Raw genomic sequence first — 26,238 nt, forward strand, 5'->3', positions numbered from 1 at the left:
CTGATGCCAGTACATTGCCAGGTTCGCGGGATGCCGTTTAGAATGCGATCAATTCTTAATTGCACCCCTTCTCCCGGAACCTTGCGCACGCCATGCCGCCCGCCGACCCTACGCTCAACCTGCAGGTCCAGACGCTGTACACCGAGCACCATGGCTGGCTCCAGGGCTGGCTGGGGCGCAAACTGGGCAATGCCTGCGATGCAGCCGACCTGGCCCACGACACGTTCGTGCGCCTGCTCAGCCGCCAGGGCAATAGCTACTTCGGCAGTGAACCCCGGGCCTTGCTTACCCACATCGCCAAGGGCCTGGTGGTCGACCGCTGGCGCCGCCAGGATGTCGAACGTGCCTACCTGGAGGCCATCGCCCACTTGCCGCAACCCGAGGTGCCCTCGCCGGAAACACGCTGGCTGATCCTGGAAACCCTGTACCGCATAGACGCCATGCTGCGCGACATGCCAGCCCGTGTACGTCAGGTGTTCCTGCTGTCGCAACTGGACGGGCTGACCTATGCGCAAATCGCCGAACAGCTGCAGTTGTCTCTGATCACCATCAAGCGTGACATGCGCACGGCCTTCCTCGCCTGCCTGAGCATCGACTGATGACAGCGCGTATCGACCCGCTGATCCTTGGCGAAGCCGCTGACTGGCTGGTGCACCTGCAATCGGGCACCGCTACCGAGGACGATCACCACGCCGTGCAGGCCTGGTGCCAGCGCAGCGCCCAGCACGCCCAGGCCTGGCAGCGTGCAGAGGCGATTCTCGGTGATTTCCGCCGCCTGCCCACCCCTGTTACCGGTGAAACCCTGCGCCGGCTCAGCCGCAACGGCGCAGTCAGCCGCCGCCAGGCCTTGCATCGCCTGGGGCTTTGGCTGCTGGCAGCACCGGCGGCGTGGCTGGCCTGGCGTGAAGCACCCTGGCAGCAATGGGCCGCCGATGCCCGCACTGCGGTCGGCGAGCAACGCGCGTTGACGCTTGCCGACGGCAGCCAGGTGCTGCTGAACACCGACACAGCCATCGATATCACCTTCGACGCCCGACAGCGCCGCATCGACCTGCTGGCGGGCGAAATCCTGCTTACCAGCGCCAAGGACCCTGCCACCCCGGCGCGGCCACTGCTGGTGCGTACCCTGCATGGCCAGGCCACTGCGCTGGGCACCCGTTTCAGCGTGCACCTCGATGGCCCGTTGACCCGGGTAGCCGTGCTGGAAGGCGCGGTCGAGGCCCGACCGGTGCACGCCACCAGCGGCCTGCTGCTCAGGGCCGGCGAGCGCAGCGCTTTCGATGCCGACCGGGTACTGCCCGCCTCTGCGCTGGAAACCGGTGACCTGGCCTGGGAGCACGGCATGCTGCTGGCCCGTGAAATGCGCCTGGCCGACCTGCTGCAGGCGTTGGCCCGCTATCGCCCCGGCGTGCTGCGCTGCCACCCGGCAGTGCGCGAGCTGAAGGTGTCCGGCGCCTTCCCGCTGGCCGACACCGATGCCAGCCTGCGACTGCTGAGCGACACGCTGCCGGTGACCCTCCAGGGCCTGACCCGCTATTGGGTGACCGTAGAACCCCTCAGCTAACGCGGTCCTTGTAGGAGCGGCCTTGTGTCGCGATGGGCCGCAAAGCGGCCCCAGATCATGTGCCTTCTTGCAAGATTGCCGGGGCCGCTTTGCGGCCCATCGCGACGCAAGGCCGCTCCTACAGGGGCCGTGAACATTTCGGTGATACCTTTTCCTGCGTCGTCCGGTGATGAGTGCAGAACCTTCATTTTCTGCACCCACAGGACCCTCGCATGACGCCTCGCCAGACGTACCGCTTGCCATTAAAGGCTCTGAGCCTTGCCATCGCCATGGCCACCCTGGCCCCCACAGCGATGGCCACCGACGCCACCCCGCGCACCTACCACCTGGCTGCCGGGCCACTGGCCGACGTCCTGGCGCGCTTTGCCGCCAGCGCCGGGGTACCGCTGTCGTTCGACCCCGCGCTGCTCAAGGGCGCACAAAGCCAGGGGCTGGAGGGCAGCTACAGCGTGCCGGAAGGCTTCGCCCGCTTGCTGGCTGGCAGTGGCTACAGCCTGATAACCACCGACAGTGGCGGCTACACCCTGGCACCGACGGTCGACCTGGGCAATGCCCTGGAACTGGGGGCGACCACCATCAACAGCGACCTGGCCGCCAACAGCAACACCTGGCAAGGCGGCCAGGTTGCCCGCAGCGCCCGCCTGGGCGTGCTCGGCGACCAGGCAATCAGCGACGTGCCGTTCAGCGTTACCAGCTACACCGCCAAAACCATCGCCGACCAGCAAGCCCGTACCCTGGGTGACGTGCTGCTCAACGACGCCTCGGTGCGCCAGTCGGCCGGCTTCGGCAACTTCTCGCAAGTGTTCACCATCCGCGGCCTGCCGTTGAACACCGATGACATCAGCTACAACGGCCTGTACGGGGTGCTGCCGCGGCAGATCGTCACCACCGAAGCCCTTGAGCGGGTCGAGGTGTTCAAGGGCTCCAACGCGTTTCTCAATGGTGTCGCCCCGCAGGGCAGCGGCATTGGCGGTGCCATCAACCTGGTGCCCAAGCGCGCCGAAGACACTTCCACTCGCCATATCACCCTCGACTATGCCACCGGCGACAACATCGGCGGCCACCTGGACCTGGGCAAGCGCTTTGGTGAAGACAACCGCTTCGGCGCACGCATCAACCTGGCCCAGCATGACGGCGGCACCGGCGTCGACGACGAAGCCCAGCATTCCACCCTGGTTGCCGTGGCCCTGGACTACCGTGGCGAACGCCTGCGCCTGTCCACCGACCTGGGTTACCAGAAAGAGCGCATCAACCAGGGCCGGGCGGTGATCTACCCCAACGGCAGCAAAGTGCCCCATGCCCCGTCGGCACGCGACAACTACTCGCAGGACTGGACCTGGTCGCAGCTCGAAGATACCTACGGCATGCTCAACGCCGAGTACGACCTCAACGACAACTGGATGCTGTACGCCGGCGCTGGCGCCAAGCACACCCGCGAAAATGGCGAGTACTCCTCGCTGTACGTCAGCGACGACAACGGCACCGCGCGCGGTGGTTTCCTCTACTCGCCCCACGACGAGGACAACAAGAGCGCCGTCGCCGGGCTGAATGGCCGCTTCGCCACCGGGCCGGTCAGCCACCGCTTCAATTTCGGCCTGTCGGGCATGTGGGGTGAGCAGCGCTCGGCCTATGAAGCACTGGCTGTGGCCAAGCGCTACGACAGCAACCTGTACAACCCGGTGAAGGTGCCGCGCCCGACCGATACCTATTTCGGCAGCGACCTGCACGACCCGCGCATTGTCGGCAAGAACCGCAACAAGAGCGTGGCGTTGTCAGACACCCTGGGCTTTTTCGATGACCGCGTGCTGTTGACCGTGGGCGTGCGCCGCCAGTCGATCAGCGTGGACAGCTGGGCGACCGCCACCGGTGCGCGCAACACGCCGTACGACGAGTCCATCACTACCCCGGTGTATGGCCTGGTCATCAAACCCTGGGAGCATGTGTCGTTCTATGCCAACCGCATCGAAGGCCTGGCCCAGGGCCCGACTGCGCCCTCCAGCGTCAGTAACGCCAACGAGGTGTTCCCGCCCAAGCGCAGCAAGCAGGTCGAGGCTGGGGTGAAGCTGGATTGGAACAGTTTCGGCGCCACCTTGGGTGTGTACCGCATCGAACAACCCAACAGCGTCACCTACCGTGCACCCGGCGCAACGCTGGACACCTTCAGCATGGACGGCGAGCAGGTCAACAAGGGTGTGGAGCTGAACCTGTTCGGTGAACCGGTGGACGGCCTGCGCCTGTTGACCGGCGCCGTGTTCATGCACACCGAGCAGAAGAACACCGCCAATGGCAGCAACGACGGCAACCGTGCTGCCGGCGTACCACGCTTCCAGTACAACCTGGGGGCCGACTGGGACGTGCCAGGCATCCAGGGCGCCGCACTCAGCGCCCGGGTGTTGCGTACCGGCGGCCAGTATGTGAATGCGGCCAACAGCCTGAGCATCCCGGCCTGGACCCGGGTAGACCTGGGCGGCCGCTACCGCTTCAAGGTCGATGACAAGCAGGTGACGTTGCGTGCCAATGTGGAGAACGTGGCGAACAAGGCGTACTGGGCATCGGCGTCGACCTCGAACAACTACCTGACCCAAGGTACGCCACGCGTGCTGCGCTTGTCGGCCAGTGTTGATTTCTGAGCCTGAGGGGCGCGTTGCGCCCCATTCGCAGCACAAGGCTGCTCCTACAGGTGCGATGCAGTACCTGTAGGAGCAGCCTTGTGCTGCGAAGAGGCCGGAACAGGCTGTAACTGTTTTCTTTGCAGTTGCCGCTCAAGTACAGTCTGCCCCATGGACAAATACGCCCCCCGCCAGTGGCTCCCCCACGAAAAACCCAGCCTGCCGGGCTCGCCCTCCACGCCCCTGCATTCGCCAGCGAAACGCTTGGCCTACGGGGTGGTCGGGCTGCTGGTAGCCATTACCGGTGGCCTGGGCAACGCGCTGGTCACCGCCAACCTGGTGTTCCTGCAGGGCGCCCTGGGTGCAACCACCGCAGAAATGGCCTGGCTGCCCGCCGCCTACGTCATGACCAACGTGTCCATCAACCTGCTGCTGGTGAAGTTCCGCCAGCAGTTCGGCCTGCGCGCGTTCACCGAAGTGTTCCTGGTGCTGTATGCCTTGGTCACCTTCGCCCACCTGCTGGTCAACGACCTCAATTCGGCCATCGCCGTGCGTGCAGCCCACGGCATGGTCGGCGCAGCGCTCAGTTCGCTGGGGCTGTACTACATGATCCAGGCGTTCCCCGCGCAATGGCGGCTGAAGGCCATGGTTCTCGGTTTGGGCGCCTCGCAGCTGGCGCTGCCGCTGGCGCGGATCTTTTCCGAAGACCTGCTGCAGATCGCCGAATGGCGTGGCCTGTACCTGTTCGAACTGGGCCTGGCGCTGGCGGCGCTGGGTTGCGTACTGATGCTCAAGCTGCCGCCCGGCGACCGCTTCAAGACATTCGAGCCACTGGACTTCCTGACCTTCACCCTAATGGCCAGTGGCACCGCCCTGCTCTGCGCCGCACTGTCGCTGGGGCGCATCGACTGGTGGCTGGAGGCGCCGTGGATCGGCGTTGCACTGGCGGCCTCGATCGCGCTGATCTTCACTGGCCTGGCCATCGAGCACAACCGGCGCAACCCGTTGCTGATGACCCACTGGCTGGGCAGCGGTGCAATCATTCGCCTGGCCCTGTGTGTGGTGCTGATCCGCATGGTTACCTCTGAACAGTCCACCGGCGCGGTCGGTTTTCTGCAGGCACTGAACATGGGCAGCGAGCAGATGCGCACGCTGTACTGGATCATGCTGCTGGGTGCGGTGGCGGGCCTGGCCAGCAGTGCCCTGACCATCAACCCCAACCACCTGGTGATCCCGCTGCTGGTCTCGCTACTGGCCATGGCCACAGGCGCGTTCATGGACAGCAGCTCAAGCAACCTCACACGCCCGGCACAGATGTACTTCAGCCAGTTTCTGCTGGCGTTTGGCAGCACCTTTTTCCTCGGCCCGTCGATGGCCCTGGGCATCAGCCATGTGCGCGCCAACCCGCGCAACCTGGTGAGTTTTTCGGTGTTGTTCGGCATCTGCAACAACCTCGGCGGCCTGATTGGCGCGGCGCTGCTGGGCACCTTCCAGACCTGGCGCGAAAAATTCCACTCCAGCCACCTGATGGATCGCCTCAGCTTCCTCGAACCGTTGGTTACCGCCCGGGTACAAAGCGGCGGCGCCGGTTACGGTGGCATCTTCGCCGACCCGGCCCTGCGCAACGAGGCCGGCATGCGTGTGCTGGCCAATGCCGCCACCCGCGAAGCGAATGTCATGGCCTATAACGATGTGTTCGTGCTGATCGGCAGCATCGCTATCCTGACCATGATCTGGATCTGCATCCGTAGCACCTGGCTCTGGTACGCAAGGCGCCAGACCTCCTCCACCGACTCCACCCCCGGCGCGCCCAACCGATGACCGACGACACCCGCACCACGACCACCACCGCCATCGCCGAAACCCCGGAAGGCGCCACCCCGCCCAGCGAGCCGACCAGCCCGGTGCGCTCGCGGCGGGTGCGCATTTTGTCAACGATCAGCTTCGCCTGCGTGGCCCTGGCCGGCATCCTGCTGGTGCTGTATGCCTGGCGCCTGCCGCCATTCGGCAGCGCTATCGAAAGTACCGAAAATGCCCTGATACGCGGCCAGGTGACCATCATCGGCCCGCAACTCAGTGGCTACATCGTCGACGTGCCGGTGCACGACTTCCAGTTCGTCAAGGCCGGCGACCTGCTGGTGCAGCTGGACGACCGCATCTACAAGCAGCGCCTGGCCCAGGCCATCGCCCAGCTACAGCAACAGCAGGCGGCCCTGGCCAACAACCTGCAGCAGCGTAACAGCGCCGAAGCCACCATTGCCCAGCGCCAGGCAGCCATCGGCGATGCGGCGGCCCAGGCTGCCAAGGCCAAAGCCGACCTTGGCCGCAACCAGGCGCTGGTCAATGACGGCTCGGTGTCGCGCCGTGACCTGGACCTGGCCCGGGCCAGTGAAGCCGCTGCCGTCGCCAGCCTGGCCCAGGCCAAAGCGGCGCTGGAAATCGCCCGCCAGGACCGCGAAACGGTGGTGGTCAACCGGGCGGCGCTGCAGGCCTCGGTGGAGAATGCCAAGGCGGCTGTGGAGCTGGCGCGCATCGACCTCGACAACACCCGGGTTACCGCCCCGCGCGACGGCCAGCTTGGGCAGATCGGTACACGCCTGGGGGCTTATGTGAATTCCGGCGCGCAATTGATGGCGCTGGTGCCCGATACCTTGTGGGTGATTGCCAACATGAAGGAAACCCAGATGGCCAATGTACGCATCGGCCAACCGGTGAGCTTCACCGTGGATGCGCTCAACCACCTCAAGCTGCAGGGGCACGTGCAGCAGATTTCACCGGCTGCAGGCTCCGAGTTCGCCCTGCTGCAGGCGGACAATGCCACCGGTAACTTCGTCAAGATTGCCCAGCGTATCCCGGTGCGCATTACCGTGGATGCCGACCAGGCGGCGGCCAGGCAACTGCGGCCGGGGATGTCGGTGGTGGTCAGTATCGACACCCGCTGAAGCCGGAACTGGCTTACATCCACCAGGCCAACACCACCGGCAACCAGGCAAACGACAGCACCGTCGAACACATCACCAGGTTCGCCACCTGCTCCGGCTCGCGGTTGGCGCGCACCGCCATCAGGTAGTTGAACACCGCCACCGGCATCGTCGACTGCACCACCAGCACCGCGCGCTCAAGGTTGTCCATGCCCAGCGCCGCCCCCACTGCCCAACCCATCGCAGCCCCCAGGCCAATGCGCAAACCGCCCAGCAACAGGCCACTGCCCACGTGACGCAGGCGAATACTGGCCAGCGATACCCCCAGGGTCAGCAGCATCAGCGGGATGGTCATGCCGCCCAGCAGGTCTGCGGTGTTGGCCAGCCAGCGCGGCAGTTCGAAATCGAGAAAGATGATGGGCATGGCGCCCGCCAGGCTGATGACGATCGGGTTGCGCAGCAGCGCCTTGAGCGAAGCCGCCGTCCCGGAGATGGCCATGCCGATCGTGAACTGCACGATCGACAGGGTCAGGAAAAACGCCACGGCCAAGGCCAGGCCGTGCTCGCCGAAGGCGTACAGGCTGATCGGCAGGCCCATGTTGCCGGTGTTGGGGAACATGAACGCCGGCAGCAGCACGCGCCAATGCATGCCAGAAGCGCGACACACCAGCAACGCGGCCAGTGCCATACCCAGGGTGCACAGCAAGCAGGCGATGGCCATGCTGGTGAAGGCATTCGGGTTCAGCTCGGTGCGGCTGAGGGTGGACAGCACCAGCGACGGGGTGCCGACGGTCATCACCACCCGGGCGATGAAGTCGGTGGGGTAGTCCAGGCCCTTGCGGGCCCAGGCAAAACCGATGCCGGCAACGATGAAAACCGGGGCCAGGACTGCGAACAGCGACGCGAACATGGTGGGCCTTCCTTGGTGTGGGTTCAGCATTATGCAGCAGTCTGCACAATTGCCCAGGCGACCCCATTTCTTGTAGGAGCAGCCTTGTGCTGCGAAGAGGCCATTTCAGCCACAAACAACCTCAAGGCTTACCGGCGCTTTCGCAGCGCAAGGCTGCTCCTACAAAAATCCAGAGCAGTCATCAAAAATGTCTGCCCAAGACACTTTCATGTCGCCCTTGGACTGCGGCGTCTCGTCGCATACGGTTGCCCCTTGGGCAAAAGCTTCCAAGCCCGTAGAATCGCGCTTCCTTTTCGCCCGTCGCCTTGAACGGTGGCAACCCGCAGCAATGACAGAGTCCGTGCCTGAACACATGAACGCACATGTGAAATAGGCTCAACCCTCCCCGCGCAGCCCTGTTCCCGACAGGCCCAGCGGTTGAGTCTTGCCCAGGTCGCATCCGTGTAGCCACTCGCCCCCTTGTCGGGTCGAGCCGGCGTGCGCGTCCGAGAAGGCGCTCATTCCGCTCATCCAACTAGAGGTTCGTATGTCTCCGCGTTTGCTGGCCATGGCGCTGGCGCCCCTGCTCGGGTTGTTCATCATTGCCCTGGGCAACGGCTTCATGTCTTCCCTGACTACCCTGCGCCTGGGCGCTGCCGGTGAATCGGCCACCACCATCGGTGTCGTCTCGTCGACCTACTTCATCGGCCTGACCCTGGGTGCCATCTTCAATGACCGGCTGATCTTGCGCATCGGCCATATCCGCGCCTACACAAGCTTCGCTTCGCTGATCGCCGCGACCATCCTGCTGCAGGGGCTGTTCTACGACGTCACCTGGTGGTCGGTACTGCGCCTGATCAACGGCTGGGCGGCAGTCGGCGTGTTCCTGGTGATCGAAAGCTGGCTGCTGCTTGCCGGCGACGCGAAGATTCGCGGCCGCCTGCTGGCGCTGTACATGATTGCCTTCTACGGTGCCGGGGTAATTGCCCAGGCGGGCCTTGGCGAAATCACCCAGCTTGGCGACACCGCACCCTTCATGTTGGCGGGTGTGCTGGCTGCCCTGTCGGTACTGCCCATCGTGATCCTGCCGCGGGTATCGCCGCTGCTGGACCAGGTCGAACCCCTCAAGCCCCGCCAATTGCTGGGTGTGGCACCGTCGGGCCTGGTTGGCTGCTTCGGTTCAGGCGTGGCGATTGCCGGCATCTATGCCCTGCTGCCGCTGTACCTGCAGCGCATCGGCCTGGAGGTGGGCGAGGTCGGCAACATGATGGCCTGGGTGATCCTCGGCGCCATGCTGCTGCAATACCCGGTGGGCCGCTGGTCCGACCGCAAGGACCGTCAGGATGTACTGATCGCCCTGGCCGCGCTGTGCGTGGTGCTTTCGCTGATCACGGTGTTCCTGCCGTCGGACTCGTTCCTGCTGCCGGCCATGCTGTTTCTGCTGGGTGGCGGCGTGTTCACCCTGTACCCGGTGGCGGTCAGCCATGCGGCCGACCGGGCGCCGTCCGATGCACTGGTACCGATGATTCAAGGCTTGCTGCTGATCAACTCGCTGGGCTCGGCCATGGCACCGGTGGCGATTTCGCCGATGATGACCGAGTTTGGCGAGGCCGGGTTGTTCTGGGCCTTTGCCGTGGTCAACCTGGCCATGGTGTGCTTCTTCATGTGGCGCCGCGGCAAGCGCCCGGCCGCAGAGCACCCGGCACCGTTCACCGCGTCGACCACCTTCTCGCCAACCGGCGCCGAGCTGCGGGTGACCGAAGACCTGATGCATGCGGCGCAGGAGCATCCGCCGCTGGAGCCGGTCGAAAACCCGCTCCCAGCACAGCGCTCGGAATCTCACTGATTCCAGGGCCGCTCTCACAGGAAATCGCATTTCCTTGTGGGAGCGGGCGTGCCCGCGAACACCGGCGAAGCCGGTGCCATCCACCGCACTGGGTTCTTCGCGGGCATGCCCGCTCCCACAGGGACCGCGCGGGCTTCAGGTTTATGCAGTACCTGTGGGAGCGGCCTTGCGTCGCGATTGGGCTGCAAAGCAGCCCCGGAAATGACCACCCGTCGCCCAGACGGCACCCCGCCCGCCGCACCCGGCCAAACGAATGACAGATCATCCGCCCAGGAGACTCTCCATGATCCGCATTCGCTCCCTCTCCCTGTGCCTGGCGCTCGCGCTGGCCAGCCTCACCGGCACCACCTTCGCTGCCACCGACACCAACACCGACAGCCGCCCGCAAACCGATCAGTCTGGCGGTAAGACCGCCGGTGAAGACAGCAGCGTCAACAGCCCCGGCAGTGGCCAGGATAACGACAGCAGCGACACTGGCAGCAACAGCGATGCCGCCGACGGCGCCGCGGGCGGCTCCAACAGCACGGGCGAGGCGACGGGCTCTGGCGCCGGGCACACCGGCGGCACCGCCGAGGACCAGGACAGCTACTAAGGCAAGCCTCGGCTACACTGCGCCCCAAAGCCCTGCCAAGGATTCGCCATGAACGTCAAACCCTGGCTACTCGCAGCGCTGCTGCCCTGCACGGCCTTGGCCAACAGCAGCAACCAAGGCGCGCTGTCGATCAGCTCTTCGTCGTTCACCGATGGTGGCGTGATCGCCCTTCAGCAGGTCGGGCCAGACCCGGCCTGCGGCGCCGGCGAGGAGCGTACCCCGCAACTGAGCTGGGAGAACCTGCCCGCAGGTACCCGGTCACTGGCGCTGATCATGTTCGATCCGGACGGCGGCAAGGGTATCGGCGTGGTGCACTGGGTCGCCTACAACATCGACCCGGAACACGATGGCCTCAAGGAAGGCTCGGCCGGGCTGAGTGGGCAATACGTGACAGTCGGGCGCAACTCGCGTGGCACCCTCAGCTACCGGGGCCCCTGCCCACCCGCTGGCGACAACCCGCACCATTACGCATTGACCCTGATCGCCACCGACCTGCCATTAGGCACACTGCCCGAAGGCCTGGACCGCAGTGGCCTGCTGCAGTTGCTGCAAGGCCATTCCTTGGGGGCGCAGAGCCTGGTCGGGCGTTACGGCCATTGAACCAACCAGTACAAAAATAAATGATTGGCCCCATAGCATTTATCCATTGAATGGCCCGGCGAAACTGAAGTAAGCTCGGGCTCATTCACTGGAGAGCAACATGCCAAAACACACCCGCAACCACGCCAACCACACCGGTCGCAACCTGCGCCCTGTGCTGGCCGTTGCCGGCTGCGCGGCACCTGCCAGCTATTACTTTGGGTATTGGTTTAGCCACTAGGCGCCGATACCCACACGGCGCCCACCTTCGAGGGGCCGCCGAACATGAGAATACTCAAACCCCCGGTCGGCTCCCCGACCGGGGGTTTTGCTTTTCAGGCCTTTGAACAACACCGATTCCTATTGAGGACAGATTCATGAACTACGCCACTTATTACTACGCAAGCACCTATGCCTGGCGATTTAGCCAATCCCGCTCGGGCCAGCCTGCCGCCTCCGATCGGTCTTCTACAGGTGGCAATGCAGCAGCCAATACGAATTCAACGATCTGTCGAACACCTCGATAGGGCCGACCACGCGGGCCAGAACCCGCCGTCCGCCCAGGGAAAAACGCCATGCACGCTTCCAACCTCGCCCTGCCCCTGACCCAGCCGCAAGCAGCCAACACCACCGTCAGCAAGCGCCTGCCCAGCCCACACCTGCTCAAACAGCAGATGCCGCTGTCCAGTGAGCTGGCCCAGCAAGTCCAGGCCCACCGCCAGGCCATCCGCAACATTCTCGAAGGCCGCGACGAGCGCCTGCTGGTCATTGTCGGCCCCTGCTCGATCCACGACCCCCGCTCGGCCCTGGAATACGCCGACCGCCTGGCCGCCCTCAGCCGCGAAGTCGATGACAAGCTGCTGCTGGTGATGCGCGCCTACGTCGAAAAACCGCGTACTACCGTGGGCTGGAAAGGCCTGGCCTACGACCCGCACCTTGATGGCAGCGACGACATGCACTCGGGTATCGCCTTGTCCCGCGGGCTGATGCTGAGCATGATCGAACGCGGCCTGCCGGTCGCCACCGAGCTGCTGCAACCGATGGCCGCCGGCTACTTCGACGACCTGCTGGCCTGGGCCGCAATTGGCGCACGCACCACCGAATCGCAGATTCACCGCGAAATGGTCAGTGGCCTGGAGCTGCCGGTCGGCTTCAAGAACGGCACCGACGGCGGCATCGCCATCGCCAGCGACGCCATGCGCAGCGCTGCCCACCCGCACCGCCACTTCGGCATGGATGCGCAGGGCCACCCGGCGATCATCGAAACCCTGGGCAACCCCGATACACACCTGGTACTGCGCGGTGGCCACAAAGGCCCCAACTACGATGCCAACAGCATCGCCATGGCCCGCCAGGCCCTGGCCAAGGTAGGGTTGCAGGCGCGGATCATGGTCGATTGCAGCCACGCCAACAGTGGCAAGGACCCGGCACGCCAGCCAGCAGTGTTCAACGATGTGCTGGAGCAACGCCTGGCCGGTGACCGCTCGATCGTTGGCGTGATGATCGAGGGGCACCTGTTCGATGGCTGCCAGGCGCTGGGCAAGGGTGCACTGAAGTACGGTGTGTCGATCACCGACGGCTGCCTGGGCTGGGCCTCGACTGAAACCCTGTTGCGTGAGGCGGCACAAAAACTGTAAGCAGAGGTTGCGAGCCTGGCGAGACATACCCCAAGCAAGTGCGCTAGGCTTGCGTTTTTACCCCAAGGAGCAGTACCCATGGCCCGTGCAACCGCCCGCCACATCCTGGTCAGCAGCGAAGACAAATGCAACGAACTGAAAGCCCAGATCGAAGCAGGCGCCGACTTCGCTGAAATCGCCAAAGCCAACTCCACCTGCCCGTCCAGCCGTCAGGGCGGTGACCTGGGCTCGTTCGGCCCAGGCCAGATGGTCAAGGAATTCGACACCGTGGTGTTCAGCGCCCCGGTCAACACCGTGCAAGGCCCGGTGAAGACCCAGTTCGGCTACCACCTGCTGGAAGTGACCAGCCGCCAGGACTGATTCCCCCCTCCCGGTGATCAGACCCCCTGTGGGAGCGGGCGTGCCCGCGAAGAGGCCAGACCAGACAACCTCGTTGCCTGCTCCGACGCATTCGCGGGTAAACCCGCTCCCACAGGGTTTGTGCAGCCTGTTCCTGCTTTGTCTTGCATTCAGCACCCAGGCCGCACCCAGCCACGCCCTCACCGTCTACGACGAAGCCCCCCGCTACACCCCCAACTTCCCGCATTTCGACTACGTAAACCCCGACGCCCCCAAGGGCGGCATCCTGCGCCGCTCGGCCATCGAGATCGGCCAGTTCGACCATATCCTGCCGTACATCGACAAGGGCATCGGCGTCAGCGAGGTCGACGGCCTGCTGTACGCGCCCCTGGCGGTCCGCTCGTTCGATGAACCCTACACCGTCTATGGCCTGATCGCCCGAAACATGGAGCGTGGCCCGGACGATGCCTGGCTGCGATTCGAGATAGACCCGCGCGCCACCTTCGCCGATGGCAAGCCGGTGCGCGCCGAGGACGTACGGTTCACCTTCGAGCTGTTGATGAGCAAGGGCAGCCTCAAGTACCGCACCCAGTTCGCCGACGTGACCGGCGTGACCGTGGAAGGCCCGCAGCACGTGCGCTTCGACTTCAAGCCCGACCACGGCCGCACCCTGGCGCTGGACCTCGCCAGCCTGCCGGTACTGCCCGAACATGACTGGCAGCAGCGCGACTTCGCCAATGGTGCCGGCTTCGACAAGCCGGTCGGCAGCGGGCCGTACCGCATCGGGCGCATCGACAACGGCCGCAGCATCACCTTCGAACGCGACCCTACCTGGTGGGCGCGCAACCTGCCGGCCAGCCGTGGCCGCTACAATTTCGACCAGCTGCGCATCGAGTACTTCGGCGACACCGAAGTCGCGCGGCAGGTGCTCAAAGGTGGTGGCTACGACTACAACCGTGAGTTCTCCGCCACCGCCTACACCCTGGGCTACAACGGCGCGCAACTGGACGACGGCCGCCTGCAACGCGCCCACCTGGGGCCGGCCAAACCGCAGGTTGCGCAAGGGTTCGTGTTCAACCTCGACCAGCCGCAGTTCAAGGACAGGCGCGTGCGCCAGGCGCTGGGCATGCTGTGGGACTACGAGTGGAGTAACCGGCAGATGATGCGCAACCTGTACATCCGCCAGCAAAGCGTGTTCGCCAACACTCCGCTGGCGGCCCGCAAGCTGCCGGATGCCGGCGAGCTGAAGCTGCTTGAACCACTGCGTGGCAAAGTACCGGACGAAGTCTTCACCACCGTGTTCACCGCCCCGGTCACCGATGGTTCGGGGATTATCCGCAAGCAGCAGTTGCAGGCACTGGACCTGCTTGAACAAGCCGGCTGGCACCCCGAAGGTGACCGCCTGGTGAACAGCCAGGGCACACCGCTGGCGTTCACCTTCCTCAACGGCCAGTCAGGCCTGGAGCGCCTGCTGCTGCCGTGGAAGCGCAACCTGGCACAGATCGGCGTCACCCTGAACATCCGCAACGTCGATTCGGCCCAGTACGTCAACCGCCTGATGGCACGTGACTACGACATGATCGTCACCGGCTACCCGGTCACCCTGTCGCCCGGTGCCGAGCTGTACAACTACTTTGGCTCGGCAGCCGCCCACGACCCGGGTTCGAACAACCTGATGGTGTTGCAGGACCCGGCCGTGGACCAGCTGATCGACGGCCTGGTGCGCGCCGACACCCAGGCCGACATGCTGCACCACGCCCATGCCCTGGACCGGGTGCTGCAATGGAACTACTACTGGATCCCCAACTATTACCCGCCGGGCAGCTCCACCGCCTGGTGGAACCGCTTCGGCCTGCCCAAGGTCCAGGCCACCTATGACGAGGGCCTGGACACCTGGTGGGAAGTAAGCCCCACCCCGCTGACCAACGCGCAAATGGCCGAACGCCGGAAGGCCTCGCCATGACCACCTACATCCTGCGCCGACTGTTGCTGATCATCCCGACGCTGCTGGCGATCCTGCTGGTGAATTTCGCCATCGTCCAGGCCGCGCCGGGTGGCCCGGTGGAACAGGCCGTGGCGCGTCTGCAAGGCCTCGGTGGCGGCGCACCGGGCGCCCGGGCCGAAGTGGTGCACAGCGAGTCGCGTGCCACCCGTGGCCTGGACCCGAAACTGATCGAAGAGATCAAGCGCCAGTACGGCTTTGACAAGTCCGCCCCCGAACGCCTGTGGTTGATGCTCGGCCAGTATGCCCGGCTGGACTTTGGCAGCAGCTTCTTCCGTGGTGCCAAAGTCACCGACCTGATCCTCGACAAGCTGCCGGTCACCCTGTCGCTGGGTTTCTGGGCCACCCTGATCACCTACCTGGTGTCGATCCCGCTGGGCATCCGCAAGGCGGTGCGCCACGGCAGCCGTTTCGATGCCTGGAGCAGCGCACTGATCGTGATCGGCTACGCCCTGCCCTCGTTCCTGTTCGCCTTGCTGCTGATCGTGCTGTTCGCCGGTGGCACCTCGCTGAACTGGTTCCCGGTACGCGGCCTGGTCTCGGAAAACTTCGACGAGCTCAGCCTGTTGGGCAAGGTCGCCGACTACTTCTGGCACCTGGTGCTGCCGGTCGGGGCCCTGGTGATCGGCGGTTTCGCAACCCTTACACTGCTGACCAAGAACGCCTTCCTCGACGAGATTTCCCGCCAGTACGTGGTCACCGCCCGGGCCAAGGGCCTGAGTGAGCGCCGGGTGCTGTATGGCCATGTCCTGCGCAATGCCATGCTGCTGGTGGTGGCCGGCTTGCCGCAGGCACTGATCACGGTGTTCTTCGCCGGCTCGTTGCTGATCGAGGTGATCTTCTCGCTCGATGGCCTGGGCCGCCTGAGTTACGAGGCCGCCGTATCGCGAGATTACCCGGTGGTATTCGGCACCCTGTTCATCTTCACCTTGGCAGGCCTGTTGATCCGCCTGATCGGTGACTTGTCGTACACCCTGCTCGACCCGCGTATCGACTTCGACACGAGGGCACGCTGATGCTGTCGCCCGTCTCGCGCCGCCGCCTGCAACGCTTTCGCCGCAACCGCCTGGGTTGGGTTTCGCTGTGGCTGTTCGCCGGCCTTCTGCTGCTGTGCCTGGGTGCTGAGCTGGTGGCCAACGACAAGCCGCTGCTGCTGGGCTACAAGGGCGAGCTGTATGTGCCGGCGCTCAAGCGCTATAGCGAGCAGGAATTCGGCGGCCAGCTGCCATTCCAGCCCGACTATCGCAGTGCCTATGTACGGCAACTGATCGCGGACCAAGGCGGCTGGATGCTGTTCGCGCCCATCCCGTTCAGCGCCGATACGCCTAACTACGACCTGCTGGTACCCACCCCCAGCCCGCCCAGCGCGAGCAACTGGCTAGGCACCGACGACCAGGGCCGCGACGTGCTGGCACGGGTGCTGTATGGCACGCGGGTGTCGCTGCTGTTCGCTTTTGCCCTGACCGTGGTCAGCGTGTTCATCGGCGTGGTGGCCGGCGCGTTGCAGGGCTACCACGGCGGCTGGGTCGACCTGCTCGGCCAGCGCCTGCTGGAGGTGTGGTCGGGGTTGCCGGTGCTCTACCTGCTGATCATCCTCAGCGGCTTTGTCGAGCCGGATTTCTGGTGGCTTTTGGGCATCATGGCGCTGTTCTCCTGGCTTGCCCTGGTCGATGTGGTGCGCGCCGAGTTCCTGCGTGGGCGCAACCTGGAGTACGTGAAAGCCGCTCGCGCGCTGGGGTTGCCGGACAGCGAGGTGATGCTGCGGCATATCTTGCCCAATGCCATGAACGCCACGCTGACCTATGTGCCGTTCATGCTGACCGGGGCGATCACCACCCTGACCGCACTGGATTTTCTGGGCTTCGGCATGCCGGCCGGGAGTGCATCGCTGGGTGAGCTGGTGACCCAGGGCAAGCAACATCTGGAAGCGCCGTGGCTGGGCTTTACGGCGTTTTTTGCGCTGGCGGTGATCTTGTCGCTGCTGGTGTTTATCGGGGATGCCTTGCGCGAAGCGTTTGATCCCCGAGGATGAGTTTTCACCCCCGGCCTCTTCGCGGGTAAACCCGCTCCCACAGGGGCCCCACAGAAGCTGAATCTTTCGGGGTACTGTGGGAGCGGGTTTACCCGCGAAGAGGCCAGACCTGCTTTTACATGACAAGGAGCTTTGCATGACCCTCACAGGCAAGACTGCACTCGTCACCGGTTCCACCAGCGGCATCGGCCTGGGTATCGCCCAGGTGCTGGCCCGCGCTGGCGCCAATATCGTACTCAACGGCTTTGGCGACCCGGCACCGGCGCTGGCCGAGATCACCCGGCATGGGGTGAAGGCTGTCCACCACCCGGCCGATCTGTCGGAGGTCGACCAGATTGAAGCGTTGTTCGCCCTGGCCGAGCGCGAATTCGGTGGCGTCGACATCCTGGTCAACAATGCCGGCATCCAGCATGTAGCGCCGGTGGAGCAGTTCCCGCTGGAAAGCTGGGACAAGATCATCGCCCTGAACCTGTCAGCCGTGTTCCATGGCACCCGCCTGGCGCTGCCGGGCATGCGCACGCGCAACTGGGGGCGCATCATCAACATTGCCTCGGTGCATGGCCTGGTCGGCTCGACCGGCAAGGCGGCCTACGTGGCGGCCAAGCATGGCGTAGTCGGCCTGACCAAGGTGGTGGGCCTTGAAACCGCCACCAGCAATGTCACCTGCAACGCCATCTGCCCCGGCTGGGTGCTGACCCCGCTGGTGCAAAAGCAGATCGACGATCGTGCTGCCAATGGTGGCGATCCGCTGCAAGCACAGCATGATCTGCTGGCCGAGAAGCAACCGTCGCTGGCGTTTGTCACCCCCGAGCACCTGGGTGAGCTGGTACTATTCCTGTGCAGCGAGGCCGCAAGCCAGGTTCGCGGCGCCGCCTGGAACGTCGATGGTGGCTGGTTGGCCCAGTGACGGGCGGCCTGGGCCTGGCGGCGGGTTCGCATTCGTTTATCTGCAAGGAGGCCCTATGCGCCCTACCCCGATGACTGCAATTCTGGCCCTCACCCTGGCTGCCGCCGCGCCTGCGATGGCGGCTAGCCTGAAGGACGTCGCGCCTTACCCCGAAGCGGAAAAAGGCTTTACCCGGCAGGTCATCCACCTGCCGGCACAGGCCGATGAATCGGCTTACAAACTGGAAATCCTCGCCGGCAAGACCTTGCAGGTGGACTGCAACCGCCAGCGCCTGGGCGGCAGCCTGGAAGAACGCACCCTGGAAGGCTGGGGCTACAACTACTACCGCCTGGACAAAGTCAGCGGCCCGGCCAGCACCCTGATGGCCTGCCCGGATGGCAAGAAGACCAAGGCCTTCGTGCCAGTGGTTGGTGACGGCCTCCTGCTGCGCTACAACAGCAAGCTGCCGGTGGTGGTGTATGTGCCCAAGGATGTCGAGGTGCGCTACCGCATCTGGTCGGCGTCCCAGGACGTGAAAAAGGCCAAAGCCGAGTAAGCTCGAAGCCTACGCGGTCCCTGTAGGAGCGGCCTTGCGTCGCGATGGGCCGCAAAGCGGCCCCAGATCTCAGCTTCGCAGTACAGATTGCCGGGGCCGCTTTGCGGCCCATCGCGACACAAGGCCGCTCCTACAAAGAGCACGCAATCGCTTCAATGCGAATCTATCAGGCATAATGCGCCCCTTTTTTTGCGCCACGAAGCACAGGTACCCCATGAAAGCCCAAGCCCGCCACATCCTGGTCAAAACCGCTGACGAAGCCGAAAAGCTCAAACAGCGCATCGCCAACGGCGAGGCTTTCGACGTGCTCGCCAAAAAGTTCTCTATCTGCCCTTCTGGCAAGCGCGGCGGCGACCTGGGCGAAGTCCGCCCAGGCCAGATGGTCGGGGCTATCGACCAGGTGATTTTCAAGAAACCTTTGCGTGTGGTGCACGGGCCGATCAAGAGCAAGTTCGGCTACCACCTGGTGCAAACGTTCTACCGCGATTGATGGCAGCGGGCCACCTGACATTTTTGCCAGTTGCCCCGTTACCGCACATTACATACAACTCAGGCAGGGCCGAAGCCGCCCCGCTGGCGTCGCTTCAGGTAGTGGACCCTTCAATGGACCCGGAGACCTGCCTATGCGATGCCCCCGCTTGCTGCTGCCTGTTGCATTTCCCCTGCTGGCACTGCCGTTGCTGGCTCATGCCCAATCCCTGACGGTGACGCCCGGTGAAAACCTTGGCGCCCTCGTGCAAACCGATGCTGCTGATGAATTCAACATCAGCGGCGGCTCGGTGCAGTCATTGCAACAAGGCAATGGCCTGGACGCCTTCACCATGTCTGGCGGCACGCTAGGGTCGTTGAACCAGGGCGGCGACATGGACACGTTCACCATGACCGGCGGCACCATCACGGGCGCATTCGAAGATGGCGACACCGCGTGGTTCAAAGGCGGCAGCATTGGCCGAATCGACCTCAAGCTCGCTGACAACTTCCTCGAGATGTCCCAGGGGCTCGGGGTCGAAACGGTTGTTGTCGGCAACGTCGTCAGTGGGCTCGGCAACGACACGATCATCATGACGGGCGGCACCATCGGCGGTGATATCAGCACCAGTAGCGGCGTTGACAAGATAACCATCAGCGGCGGCACGCTCAAAGGCGAGATACGCACCGGCAACGGCAAGGATGAATTCACCTGGACGGGTGGCCAGATCGGTAAACGGGTCATCCTGGAAAGTGACGATGACACTGCCACCGTCCGCGCCCTCGACCTCGGCAACTCGGCCGTAATCCTGGACGGCGGCACCGGCACGGACACACTGACGTTCGAGCAGAGCCAGGTCGGCCAAGGGGCGCTGTACAACAACTGGGAGTCCATCCACCTCAAGCAAGGCAGCCAGCTGACCCTCAACGACACCCTCACGCTGGGAGACCTTGGCAGCGATCAGCCACGCGTGATCCCCGCCACCGGGACCGGCACCCTGCAAATTGACGCCAGCAGCTCGCTGATCAGCCGCCAGGGCAGCATCGTCAGCATCCAGAGTGGCAGCAAGGCATCGGTAATCAACGCCGGCACCCTCGACCTGAGTCGCGGCAACGACGCCCAGGGCCGCCTCACCATCCAGGGCGATTACACCGGCAACAACGGCACCCTGCGCCTGAATAGCGTCCTGGCAGGCGATGACGCTGCCTCCGACCGCCTGGTGGTCAGCCGTGGCGCTATCAGCGGCTCCACGCGGTTGCTCGTCAACAACCTCAATGGCGCAGGGGCAGCGACCGCACAGAACGGCATCCAGGTGGTCGAGGCCCGTGACGGCGCAACCAGCACTGCCACAGCATTCGTGCAGACGCAAACGCTAACGGTGGGGGCCTATGACTACCGCCTGTTCAAAGGTGGTGTGACCGCTGGCAGCGAAAACAGCTGGTACCTGCGCTCGACGCTGGTCGCGCCACCTGCTCCCGCACCGGTGCCCGAGCCCGAACAACCGACACAACCATCGGAACCGGGTGAGCCGCCCGTGATAGCACCTGCCCTGACGCCACCTGTTGCCGCACCGGCACCCGGCCAGGTCGACCTGCCCGCCCCCGTGCAAGGCGAAAGCCTGCCGCTGTATCGCCCGGAGGTCCCGGTTTACGCTGCGGCCCCAAGAGGCGCTGCGATTATCGCCCGCCAGGCCCTGGGCACCTTCCATCAGCGCCAGGGCGACCAGCAGTTGCTCAAAGGCGAAGGCGCCCTGCCTGCCAGTTGGGGGCAGGCCTACGGTGGCACGCTGCGCCAGCAATGGAGTGGTACGGTCAGCCCGAGCCTGGATGGCGATCTGTATGGCTTCAAGGTGGGCCAGGACCTGTATGCCAAGGTCGGCGACAACGGTTACCGCCAGCATGTCGGTATCTACGTCAGCCACAGCCGCCTGGACGCCGACGTCAAAGGTTTCGCCTTGGCCGTGGAGGACCGCAGCGTCGGTGACCTGCAACTCGATGGTGACAGCGTCGGCACTTACTGGACGCTGATTGGGCCGCAAGGCGCGTACCTGGATGCAGTCTTGCAGTACACCCGTCTCGATGGGCGAGCCCGCTCGGACCGCGGCGACAAGCTAAACATCGACGGCCATGCCTGGACCGCTTCGCTGGAGTCCGGCTACCCCATCGCCCTGTCCGAACGCTGGACGCTGGAGCCGCAAGCCCAGCTGATTGCACAAAAAGTGTCGCTCGACAGTGCAAGCGATAGTGTCTCGCGCATCAGCCATGACGCCCAGGTCGAGCTGACCGGCCGCTTGGGCGTGCGCCTGGAAGGTGCGTTCACGGGAAGCAGCGGGCGCCTGCTACAGCCCTATGCGCAGGTCAACCTGTGGCACGGCGACGGTGGCCGCGACACCTTGACCTTCGATGATGTCGACAAGATCAAGACCGACTACCGCTATACCTCCGTGCAACTGGAAAGCGGCGTGGTGGCGCAGGTCAGCGAAGCGCTGAGCCTGCATGGCGGCGTGCAGTACACCGCCAACCTGGACAGCCGCCAGCAGGAAGCCAGCGGCGTCAACCTGGGGGTACGCTGGCAGTTCTAGCGGCGCGCCGCCAGCAAGCCGAGGCCGGCGCAGCCCAGCAGGGAGGCGCTGACCCGGTTGAACACGCGGCGCGGGCCGGGCTGGCTGAACCAGCGCTGCATGTAGGCGCCCAGGCCTGCGTAAAGGGCAATGGCTGCCCATTCCAGCAGCAGGAACAACGCGCCCAGCCACAGGAACTGCTCGCCTACCGGGGTGGCGCTGCCGACCGTAACGAACTGCGGCAGGAAGGCAGTGAAGATCAGGATGGCCTTGGGGTTGCCGGCCGCCACCCAAAATTCCTGGCGCGTCAGGCGCCAGGTGCCACGCGGATGGTCAGCTGCCACCACCGCCTCGCCTACCGGTGCACGCCACAGCTGCCAGGCGATGTAGAACAGGTACGCCGCCCCCACTACCTTGATGGCCAGGAACAGGTATTCACTGGTGTGCAGCACCACGGCCAGGCCCATGGCTGCCAGGGCGATCATGCCGCTGAAGGCGACGATGCGACCACCACCGGCCACGCAGGCCGTGCGCAGGCCGTAGCGGCTGGCGTTGTGCAGCGACAGCAGGTTGTTCGGCCCCGGCGCCATGTTCAGGGCAAAGCAGGCGGGGATGAAAAGCAGCAGGCTTGAAAGGTCCATTGTTGTTTTCCTTTGGCAACAGGCGTCTATTTCGGCGTGTGCCGGGCCTTGCGGTCAAGCTACAGCCAGCGATAAAAACTGTACGGGTACACGGCAGCTGTTACGCTGCCGGCGAAACCGAGGACCTTGTGATGCCCCGCTCCCACGCCGCGCTGTGGCGCGACCCGGCACTCCCGCATGTGGAAAGCCGCCGCGCCTGTCATAGCCGGGCCTGTTACAAGGCCCACAGTCACCCGACGTTTTCCATCGGGGCGGTGGATGCCGGCCACAGCCATTTCAGCGGCGCCGCGAATGGGCAGGAACGCCTGACACCCGGTACGCTGGTGCTGGTGCCAGCCCACCGCGTACATGCCTGCAACCCCCAGCCCGGGCACGCCTGGAGCTACCAGATGCTGCATGTGGATGCCGACTGGCTCATGCAGCTGCGCCTGGAGTCGGGGCTTGGCGGTGCCGGCCCCGGTGAGCCGGCACGTATCTGCCGGGTGCCGGCGGTGTATGGGCAGTTCTGCGAACTGAACAGGTTGCTGTTCTCCAGCGCCAGCAACAGTGAGAAGGATGCGGCGCTGATTGCCTTTGTGGGCGACCTGGACGTTTCCGCCCAGGCCCCTCTGGCAGCGGCCCCCGCTTTGGGGGCTACTGCGCTTAGCGGACTGATCGCGCGCCTCGAAGGCCAGGACCCTGCGCAACTGAGCCTGGAGGTACTGGCCCGGGAGGCCGGCCTTGGGCGCTACCAGCTTATCCGTGCGTTCCGCACTGCCACCGGATTGACGCCGCACGCCTATGTGCTCAATGCCCGGGTCAATCGCGGGCGGCAGTTGTTGGGGGATGGGCTGGCACTGGCGGAGGTGGCTTACCAGCTCGGGTTTGCCGACCAGAGCCATTTCCAGCGGGTGTTCAAGGCCCATGTGGGGGTGACACCGGGGCAGTATCGGGGCCATTAAAGGCCTGCACGATCCCGTTGTAGGAGCGGCCTTGTGTCGCGACGGGGTGCGCAGCAGCCCCAGATTTTCAGCTTCGCAGCGGAGATTGTCGGGGGCTGCTGCGCAGCCCATCGCGACACAAGGCCGCTCCTACAAGGGGACCGTGCCTACCGCTCAGGTTTGCAATATTGTTCAATACGCTGTGACAGGCCCGGCAGCAGACTGCGGTTTTCCCGCAGAGCCGCCCCGCCCATGCAACAGTTCCTGATCATCGCCCTCGCCCACTTCCTCGCCCTGCTCTCACCTGGCCCGGACTTCTTCCTGGTCGCACGCAGCTCGATCAACAGCGGCTGGCGCATCGCCAGCGGCGCCTGCCTGGGCATTGCCCTGGCCAATGGCGCATTCATCGCCATGGCCTTCACCGGCCTGTCGGTGTTGCAGGAAGGCAGCCTGCTGTTCACCACCCTGCAACTGGCCGGCGCCAGCTACCTGCTGTACATCGGCGTGCTGTTCCTGCGCCATGCCGGGCAAACCAGCCTGCGCTCAGTCGCTGGCAACCAGCGGGTTCAAGGCTGGTGGCACAATCTGGGCATGGGCTTCTTGTCCGGCATCCTCAACCCCAAGAACGCACTCTTCTATGCCAGCCTGGCCAGCATGGTCGCCAGCGCCAGCACCGAGTGGAAATCGGCCTACGCCGTGTGGATGTTCAGCATCGTCCTGCTCTGGGACCTGCTGGTGGCCGTGGCCATCGGCAACCAGCGGGTACTGCGGCGCTTCGCTCGCAGCCTGCCGTGGCTGGAGCGGGCCTCAGGGGTCATGCTGGTGATATTGGCGGTGGCGTTGCTGCTACATCTGGCCCGGGGCTGACCAGTTGCAGGGTGCGCATGTCCATCAAGGTGAAATGGCCGCTAGCCCAGCCCCCCGTGTCCAGGTGCCAGACATTGCCCAGCAGCTTTGCCTCCAGCACCGGCGTGTGGCCGACCAGCAAGGCACGCAGGCCCTGCACCGGTTGGGTATCGCCTTCCTTCAGGCGTCGCCGCGACCACTGGCATACCTCGCGTACCTTAGGGTCGTCATCCAGCTCCAGCTCCAGCCAGGAACGCAGCACTGCCCAATCAGCAAACGGGCTGTCTGCATGCAGCAACCCGACCAGGCCGGCTGCGCTTTCCACTTCGATGGCAATCGGCAATTGCTCGAAGCGCTCCACGAAGCGCAATTGCGCGCTCCGCGGCAGGTCCAGGAACCAGCTTCCACCCGCTGCGCGGTACATGTCCAGGTCAAGCCGCCCCCCTCGCACGCGAGTGATCGCCAGCGCCTCATGGTTACCTTGCACCGCATGGAACCAAGGCCGCGCGAGCCACTCCAGCACGGACTCGCTGTGCGGCCCCCGGTCGACCAGGTCACCCACACTGAACAGGCGGTCTACGGCCGGGTCGAACCCCACCGCCTCCAGGCACTGTTCCAGGCGCTGGAAGTGACCATGGATATCGCCCACCGCCAGGTCACGTCCCCGGATATTGGCGAGCAGCCGCCGAAACCGTCCCATTACAATCTTCCTCTGCAGGTGCTGCCAGGGCGGGCGTAAAATGGAGACACCCCCCATCTACCCCGGAGGTGCATCATGCGTACCGCCCTCGTGTGTGCCGTGCTCATGGCGCTGTCACTGAACAGCATGGCACAAGGCGCCCCGGCCGCGCAGGTCGAGGTGCGTTTCGACCACCCGGAACAATTCCGCGACGCCAGCCTGAAAAGCCACGGTTATGAGCGTGGCGCCGACGACTATGTGATGAAATCCCTTACCCAGTACCTGCAAAAGCTCGGTCAGCGTTACCTGCAACCGGGCCAGCAACTGGTCATCGACATCCGCGATATCGACCTGGCCGGGCGCTTCGAGCCCTGGCACAGCCAGGCCTACGATGTGCGCTTCATGCGCGAGATCACCTGGCCGACCATCGACCTCACCTACACCCTCAGCCAGCCGGGTAAACCCAACCAGCAGGCCGAGGAACGGGTCAGCGACAAGATGTACCTCAGCCGCCCCGGCCGGGTCGCCAGCAGCAGCGACCGCCTGTATGCCGAGAAGGCCATGCTCGACGACTGGTTCCGCCAGCGCTTCGCGACGCACCCGGCAACCTGAAAAAGGCTTCACTGGTACAGGCGTTGGTGCCGAGAGTATGCTCGGCCTTTCAACCTGTACCAGGGAAGGGTATTTCATGAAACTGTGCGCCGTGCAACTGGCGTCGCTCAAGGGCGATTTGCCAGGCAACCTCCAGCGTCATCTGGTCTGCATCGAGCAAGCCGCGGCGCTTGGCGCCGAACTGGTGGTGTTCCCCGAGCTGTCGCTGACCGGCTACGAGCCAAGCCTTGCGCGCCAGGCCGCCTTGCCGGTCCACTCCGCGCAACTGGGCCCGCTGCAGGCAGCCTGTGACCGCCTGGGTATCACCGCAGCCGTTGGCCTGCCGTTGCCGACACCCGACGGTATTCGCATCGGCATGCCCATCTTCAGCCCCGGCGCACCGCGCCAGGCCTATGCCAAACGGCGCCTGCATGATGACGAGCTGCCCTATTTCACCCCAGGCGACCAGGCACTGCTGCTGCAGGTAGGCGACCATCGGGTGGCACCGGCGATCTGCTACGAATCAATGTTCATGGCCCACGCGGCCGCCGCCCGCGAGCACGGCGCCGACCTGTATCTGGTCAGCGTGGCGAAAACCGCCAAGGGCATCCGCGAGGGATACGCGCATTACCCGGAGGTGGCACGTGAACTGGGTATGCCGGTATTGATGGCCAACTGCGTGGGGCCTGCCGACACCTTCATCGGTGCCGGCGGTTCGGCAGCGTGGGACAGCCAGGGGCGCTTGCTGGCCAGCCTGGATGACCACAGTGAAGGGCTGATCATGCTGGACACTGGCAACGCCAGCGCAATCGCCCTACCCTTGGACCCACACCCGGCATGATCTATCTGTTTCTGGCGTTGCTGAGTTACAGCTGCACCTATTACCTGGTCGGCTTGCTGATCCAGGGCCAGCTTGCCGATGTGGCCGAGGGTTTGCGCCATCGGCCCGATGCACCGACACCCGGCGAATACCTGCGCGCGGTCAAGGCCCATGCCCGCCGGGCCCATCGGCAGTACACCCTGATGGCCGGCTCGGGGCTGGCGCTACTGGCCTGCCTGGTCGCCAGCTGGTTCAGCTGA

25 protein-coding genes are annotated in these 26,238 nt (G+C 64.8%); 22 read left to right on the forward strand and 3 right to left on the reverse strand.

The window, feature by feature from the left end; all coding sequences use genetic code 11:
* Positions 1-92: 92 nt before the first annotated feature.
* The 5 genes from AK81_RS05725 (at position 93) to AK81_RS05745 (ending at position 7,115) form a co-directional block, all read left to right on the forward strand.
* Positions 93-599: a sigma-70 family RNA polymerase sigma factor gene (locus AK81_RS05725; RefSeq protein ID WP_043197396.1), complete on the forward strand. Its 507-nt coding sequence runs from the start codon at positions 93-95 to the stop codon at positions 597-599.
* A complete protein-coding gene (locus tag AK81_RS05730) occupies positions 599-1,564 on the forward strand; it encodes a FecR domain-containing protein (protein WP_043197397.1) in 966 nt (321 codons plus the stop codon). Before AK81_RS05725 ends, AK81_RS05730 begins: the two co-directional genes overlap by 1 nt.
* Before the next feature lie 212 nt (positions 1,565-1,776).
* Positions 1,777-4,194, forward strand: a complete 2,418-nt coding sequence (locus AK81_RS05735; RefSeq protein WP_043197398.1) for a TonB-dependent receptor — start codon at positions 1,777-1,779, stop codon at positions 4,192-4,194.
* Positions 4,195-4,344: 150 nt separating this feature from the next.
* A complete protein-coding gene (locus AK81_RS05740) occupies positions 4,345-5,994 on the forward strand; it encodes an MFS transporter (RefSeq protein WP_043197399.1) in 1,650 nt (549 codons plus the stop codon).
* Positions 5,991-7,115: an HlyD family secretion protein gene (locus AK81_RS05745; protein WP_043197402.1), complete on the forward strand. Its 1,125-nt coding sequence runs from the start codon at positions 5,991-5,993 to the stop codon at positions 7,113-7,115. Before AK81_RS05740 ends, AK81_RS05745 begins: the two co-directional genes overlap by 4 nt.
* Before the next feature lie 13 nt (positions 7,116-7,128).
* Here AK81_RS05745 and AK81_RS05750 read toward each other — a convergent pair whose 3' ends face one another.
* Complete coding sequence (locus tag AK81_RS05750; RefSeq protein ID WP_043197404.1) at positions 7,129-8,004, reverse strand: AEC family transporter; 876 nt, start codon at positions 8,002-8,004, stop codon at positions 7,129-7,131.
* 526 nt (positions 8,005-8,530) lie between these two features.
* On the opposite strand from AK81_RS05750, the gene AK81_RS05755 reads away from it, so the two are divergent.
* The 12 genes from AK81_RS05755 to AK81_RS05810 all read left to right on the forward strand — a co-directional run bounded on the left by AK81_RS05755 (position 8,531) and on the right by AK81_RS05810 (position 21,502).
* Positions 8,531-9,829: an MFS transporter gene (locus AK81_RS05755; RefSeq protein WP_043197405.1), complete on the forward strand. Its 1,299-nt coding sequence runs from the start codon at positions 8,531-8,533 to the stop codon at positions 9,827-9,829.
* A gap of 283 nt (positions 9,830-10,112) precedes the next feature.
* Entirely contained in the window at positions 10,113-10,421 is a 309-nt protein-coding gene (locus tag AK81_RS05760; RefSeq protein ID WP_043197407.1) for a hypothetical protein, read from the forward strand.
* A 48-nt stretch (positions 10,422-10,469) separates the two neighbouring features.
* Positions 10,470-11,021, forward strand: coding sequence for a YbhB/YbcL family Raf kinase inhibitor-like protein (locus AK81_RS05765; RefSeq protein ID WP_043197408.1), 552 nt, complete (start codon positions 10,470-10,472; stop codon positions 11,019-11,021).
* Between the two features lie 554 nt (positions 11,022-11,575).
* The gene (locus AK81_RS05770; protein ID WP_043197409.1) at positions 11,576-12,637 is read left to right on the forward strand and encodes a 3-deoxy-7-phosphoheptulonate synthase; all 1,062 of its coding nucleotides are present in this window, start codon (positions 11,576-11,578) and stop codon (positions 12,635-12,637) included.
* A 78-nt stretch (positions 12,638-12,715) separates the two neighbouring features.
* Complete coding sequence (locus tag AK81_RS05775) at positions 12,716-12,997, forward strand: peptidylprolyl isomerase (protein ID WP_003248318.1); 282 nt, start codon at positions 12,716-12,718, stop codon at positions 12,995-12,997.
* A gap of 13 nt (positions 12,998-13,010) precedes the next feature.
* The gene (locus AK81_RS05780; RefSeq protein ID WP_043197411.1) at positions 13,011-14,939 is read left to right on the forward strand and encodes an extracellular solute-binding protein; all 1,929 of its coding nucleotides are present in this window, start codon (positions 13,011-13,013) and stop codon (positions 14,937-14,939) included.
* Positions 14,936-15,994, forward strand: coding sequence for a microcin C ABC transporter permease YejB (locus AK81_RS05785; protein WP_043197412.1), 1,059 nt, complete (start codon positions 14,936-14,938; stop codon positions 15,992-15,994). Before AK81_RS05780 ends, AK81_RS05785 begins: the two co-directional genes overlap by 4 nt.
* Complete coding sequence (locus AK81_RS05790) at positions 15,994-17,010, forward strand: ABC transporter permease (RefSeq protein WP_043197414.1); 1,017 nt, start codon at positions 15,994-15,996, stop codon at positions 17,008-17,010. The genes AK81_RS05785 and AK81_RS05790 overlap by 1 nt, the downstream gene beginning before the upstream one ends.
* 136 nt (positions 17,011-17,146) lie before the next feature.
* The gene (gene hbdH / locus AK81_RS05795) at positions 17,147-17,917 is read left to right on the forward strand and encodes a 3-hydroxybutyrate dehydrogenase (RefSeq protein ID WP_043197416.1); all 771 of its coding nucleotides are present in this window, start codon (positions 17,147-17,149) and stop codon (positions 17,915-17,917) included.
* 55 nt (positions 17,918-17,972) lie between these two features.
* Positions 17,973-18,452, forward strand: coding sequence for a serine protease inhibitor ecotin (gene eco, locus AK81_RS05800; RefSeq protein WP_043197417.1), 480 nt, complete (start codon positions 17,973-17,975; stop codon positions 18,450-18,452).
* 214 nt (positions 18,453-18,666) lie between these two features.
* Positions 18,667-18,942 (forward strand): peptidylprolyl isomerase, encoded by a 276-nt coding sequence (locus AK81_RS05805; protein ID WP_016499499.1) that lies wholly within the window; start codon positions 18,667-18,669, stop codon positions 18,940-18,942.
* A gap of 133 nt (positions 18,943-19,075) precedes the next feature.
* Positions 19,076-21,502 carry an autotransporter outer membrane beta-barrel domain-containing protein gene (locus AK81_RS05810; RefSeq protein WP_043197419.1) on the forward strand — a complete coding sequence of 809 codons (2,427 nt, stop codon included), beginning with the start codon at positions 19,076-19,078 and terminating at the stop codon, positions 21,500-21,502.
* Here the strand turns inward: AK81_RS05810 and AK81_RS05815 are convergent.
* Positions 21,499-22,122 carry a LysE family translocator gene (locus AK81_RS05815; protein WP_043197420.1) on the reverse strand — a complete coding sequence of 208 codons (624 nt, stop codon included), beginning with the start codon at positions 22,120-22,122 and terminating at the stop codon, positions 21,499-21,501. The genes AK81_RS05810 and AK81_RS05815 overlap by 4 nt on opposite strands.
* A 131-nt stretch (positions 22,123-22,253) precedes the next feature.
* Here AK81_RS05815 and AK81_RS05820 point away from each other — a divergent pair, with 131 nt between their 5' ends.
* Positions 22,254-23,063, forward strand: a complete 810-nt coding sequence (locus tag AK81_RS05820; RefSeq protein ID WP_043197421.1) for a helix-turn-helix transcriptional regulator — start codon at positions 22,254-22,256, stop codon at positions 23,061-23,063.
* Positions 23,064-23,294: 231 nt separating this feature from the next.
* On the forward strand, positions 23,295-23,909 hold the full coding sequence (locus AK81_RS05825; RefSeq protein ID WP_043197422.1) for a LysE family translocator: 615 nt from the start codon (positions 23,295-23,297) through the stop codon (positions 23,907-23,909).
* Here AK81_RS05825 and AK81_RS05830 read toward each other — a convergent pair.
* Positions 23,857-24,588 (reverse strand): metallophosphoesterase, encoded by a 732-nt coding sequence (locus AK81_RS05830; protein WP_043197424.1) that lies wholly within the window; start codon positions 24,586-24,588, stop codon positions 23,857-23,859. The two genes, AK81_RS05825 and AK81_RS05830, sit on opposite strands and share 53 nt — an antisense overlap.
* Before the next feature lie 75 nt (positions 24,589-24,663).
* On the opposite strand from AK81_RS05830, the gene AK81_RS05835 reads away from it, so the two are divergent.
* The 3 genes from AK81_RS05835 to AK81_RS05845 all read left to right on the forward strand — a co-directional run bounded on the left by AK81_RS05835 (position 24,664) and on the right by AK81_RS05845 (position 26,238).
* On the forward strand, positions 24,664-25,179 hold the full coding sequence (locus AK81_RS05835) for a DUF3016 domain-containing protein (RefSeq protein ID WP_043197425.1): 516 nt from the start codon (positions 24,664-24,666) through the stop codon (positions 25,177-25,179).
* A 76-nt stretch (positions 25,180-25,255) separates the two neighbouring features.
* On the forward strand, positions 25,256-25,999 hold the full coding sequence (locus tag AK81_RS05840; protein WP_043197427.1) for a carbon-nitrogen hydrolase family protein: 744 nt from the start codon (positions 25,256-25,258) through the stop codon (positions 25,997-25,999).
* The gene (locus AK81_RS05845) at positions 25,996-26,238 is read left to right on the forward strand and encodes a hypothetical protein (protein ID WP_043197429.1); all 243 of its coding nucleotides are present in this window, start codon (positions 25,996-25,998) and stop codon (positions 26,236-26,238) included. The genes AK81_RS05840 and AK81_RS05845 overlap by 4 nt, the downstream gene beginning before the upstream one ends.

The organism is Pseudomonas putida W15Oct28, from assembly GCF_000708715.2.
Taxonomy (GTDB): Bacteria; Pseudomonadota; Gammaproteobacteria; order Pseudomonadales; family Pseudomonadaceae; genus Aquipseudomonas; species Aquipseudomonas putida_R.

Bases quoted from the DNA above. Each gene is read 5' to 3' on its own strand.
- eco (WP_043197417.1), top strand. From the start codon at position 17,973: ATGCGCCCTACCCCGATGACTGCAATTCTGGCCCTCACCCTGGCTGCC.
- AK81_RS05740 (WP_043197399.1), top strand. From the start codon at position 4,345: ATGGACAAATACGCCCCCCGCCAGTGGCTCCCCCACGAAAAACCCAGC.
- AK81_RS05845 (WP_043197429.1), top strand. From the start codon at position 25,996: ATGATCTATCTGTTTCTGGCGTTGCTGAGTTACAGCTGCACCTATTAC.
- AK81_RS05820 (WP_043197421.1), top strand. From the start codon at position 22,254: ATGCCCCGCTCCCACGCCGCGCTGTGGCGCGACCCGGCACTCCCGCAT.
- AK81_RS05745 (WP_043197402.1), top strand. From the start codon at position 5,991: ATGACCGACGACACCCGCACCACGACCACCACCGCCATCGCCGAAACC.
- hbdH (WP_043197416.1), top strand. From the start codon at position 17,147: ATGACCCTCACAGGCAAGACTGCACTCGTCACCGGTTCCACCAGCGGC.
- AK81_RS05730 (WP_043197397.1), top strand. From the start codon at position 599: ATGACAGCGCGTATCGACCCGCTGATCCTTGGCGAAGCCGCTGACTGG.
- AK81_RS05725 (WP_043197396.1), top strand. From the start codon at position 93: ATGCCGCCCGCCGACCCTACGCTCAACCTGCAGGTCCAGACGCTGTAC.
- AK81_RS05815 (WP_043197420.1), bottom strand. From the start codon at position 22,122: ATGGACCTTTCAAGCCTGCTGCTTTTCATCCCCGCCTGCTTTGCCCTG.
- AK81_RS05805 (WP_016499499.1), top strand. From the start codon at position 18,667: ATGAAAGCCCAAGCCCGCCACATCCTGGTCAAAACCGCTGACGAAGCC.
- AK81_RS05840 (WP_043197427.1), top strand. From the start codon at position 25,256: ATGAAACTGTGCGCCGTGCAACTGGCGTCGCTCAAGGGCGATTTGCCA.
- AK81_RS05785 (WP_043197412.1), top strand. From the start codon at position 14,936: ATGACCACCTACATCCTGCGCCGACTGTTGCTGATCATCCCGACGCTG.
- AK81_RS05810 (WP_043197419.1), top strand. From the start codon at position 19,076: ATGCGATGCCCCCGCTTGCTGCTGCCTGTTGCATTTCCCCTGCTGGCA.
- AK81_RS05765 (WP_043197408.1), top strand. From the start codon at position 10,470: ATGAACGTCAAACCCTGGCTACTCGCAGCGCTGCTGCCCTGCACGGCC.
- AK81_RS05760 (WP_043197407.1), top strand. From the start codon at position 10,113: ATGATCCGCATTCGCTCCCTCTCCCTGTGCCTGGCGCTCGCGCTGGCC.
- AK81_RS05790 (WP_043197414.1), top strand. From the start codon at position 15,994: ATGCTGTCGCCCGTCTCGCGCCGCCGCCTGCAACGCTTTCGCCGCAAC.
- AK81_RS05775 (WP_003248318.1), top strand. From the start codon at position 12,716: ATGGCCCGTGCAACCGCCCGCCACATCCTGGTCAGCAGCGAAGACAAA.
- AK81_RS05755 (WP_043197405.1), top strand. From the start codon at position 8,531: ATGTCTCCGCGTTTGCTGGCCATGGCGCTGGCGCCCCTGCTCGGGTTG.
- AK81_RS05830 (WP_043197424.1), bottom strand. From the start codon at position 24,588: ATGGGACGGTTTCGGCGGCTGCTCGCCAATATCCGGGGACGTGACCTG.
- AK81_RS05770 (WP_043197409.1), top strand. From the start codon at position 11,576: ATGCACGCTTCCAACCTCGCCCTGCCCCTGACCCAGCCGCAAGCAGCC.
- AK81_RS05750 (WP_043197404.1), bottom strand. From the start codon at position 8,004: ATGTTCGCGTCGCTGTTCGCAGTCCTGGCCCCGGTTTTCATCGTTGCC.
- AK81_RS05735 (WP_043197398.1), top strand. From the start codon at position 1,777: ATGACGCCTCGCCAGACGTACCGCTTGCCATTAAAGGCTCTGAGCCTT.
- AK81_RS05825 (WP_043197422.1), top strand. From the start codon at position 23,295: ATGCAACAGTTCCTGATCATCGCCCTCGCCCACTTCCTCGCCCTGCTC.
- AK81_RS05835 (WP_043197425.1), top strand. From the start codon at position 24,664: ATGCGTACCGCCCTCGTGTGTGCCGTGCTCATGGCGCTGTCACTGAAC.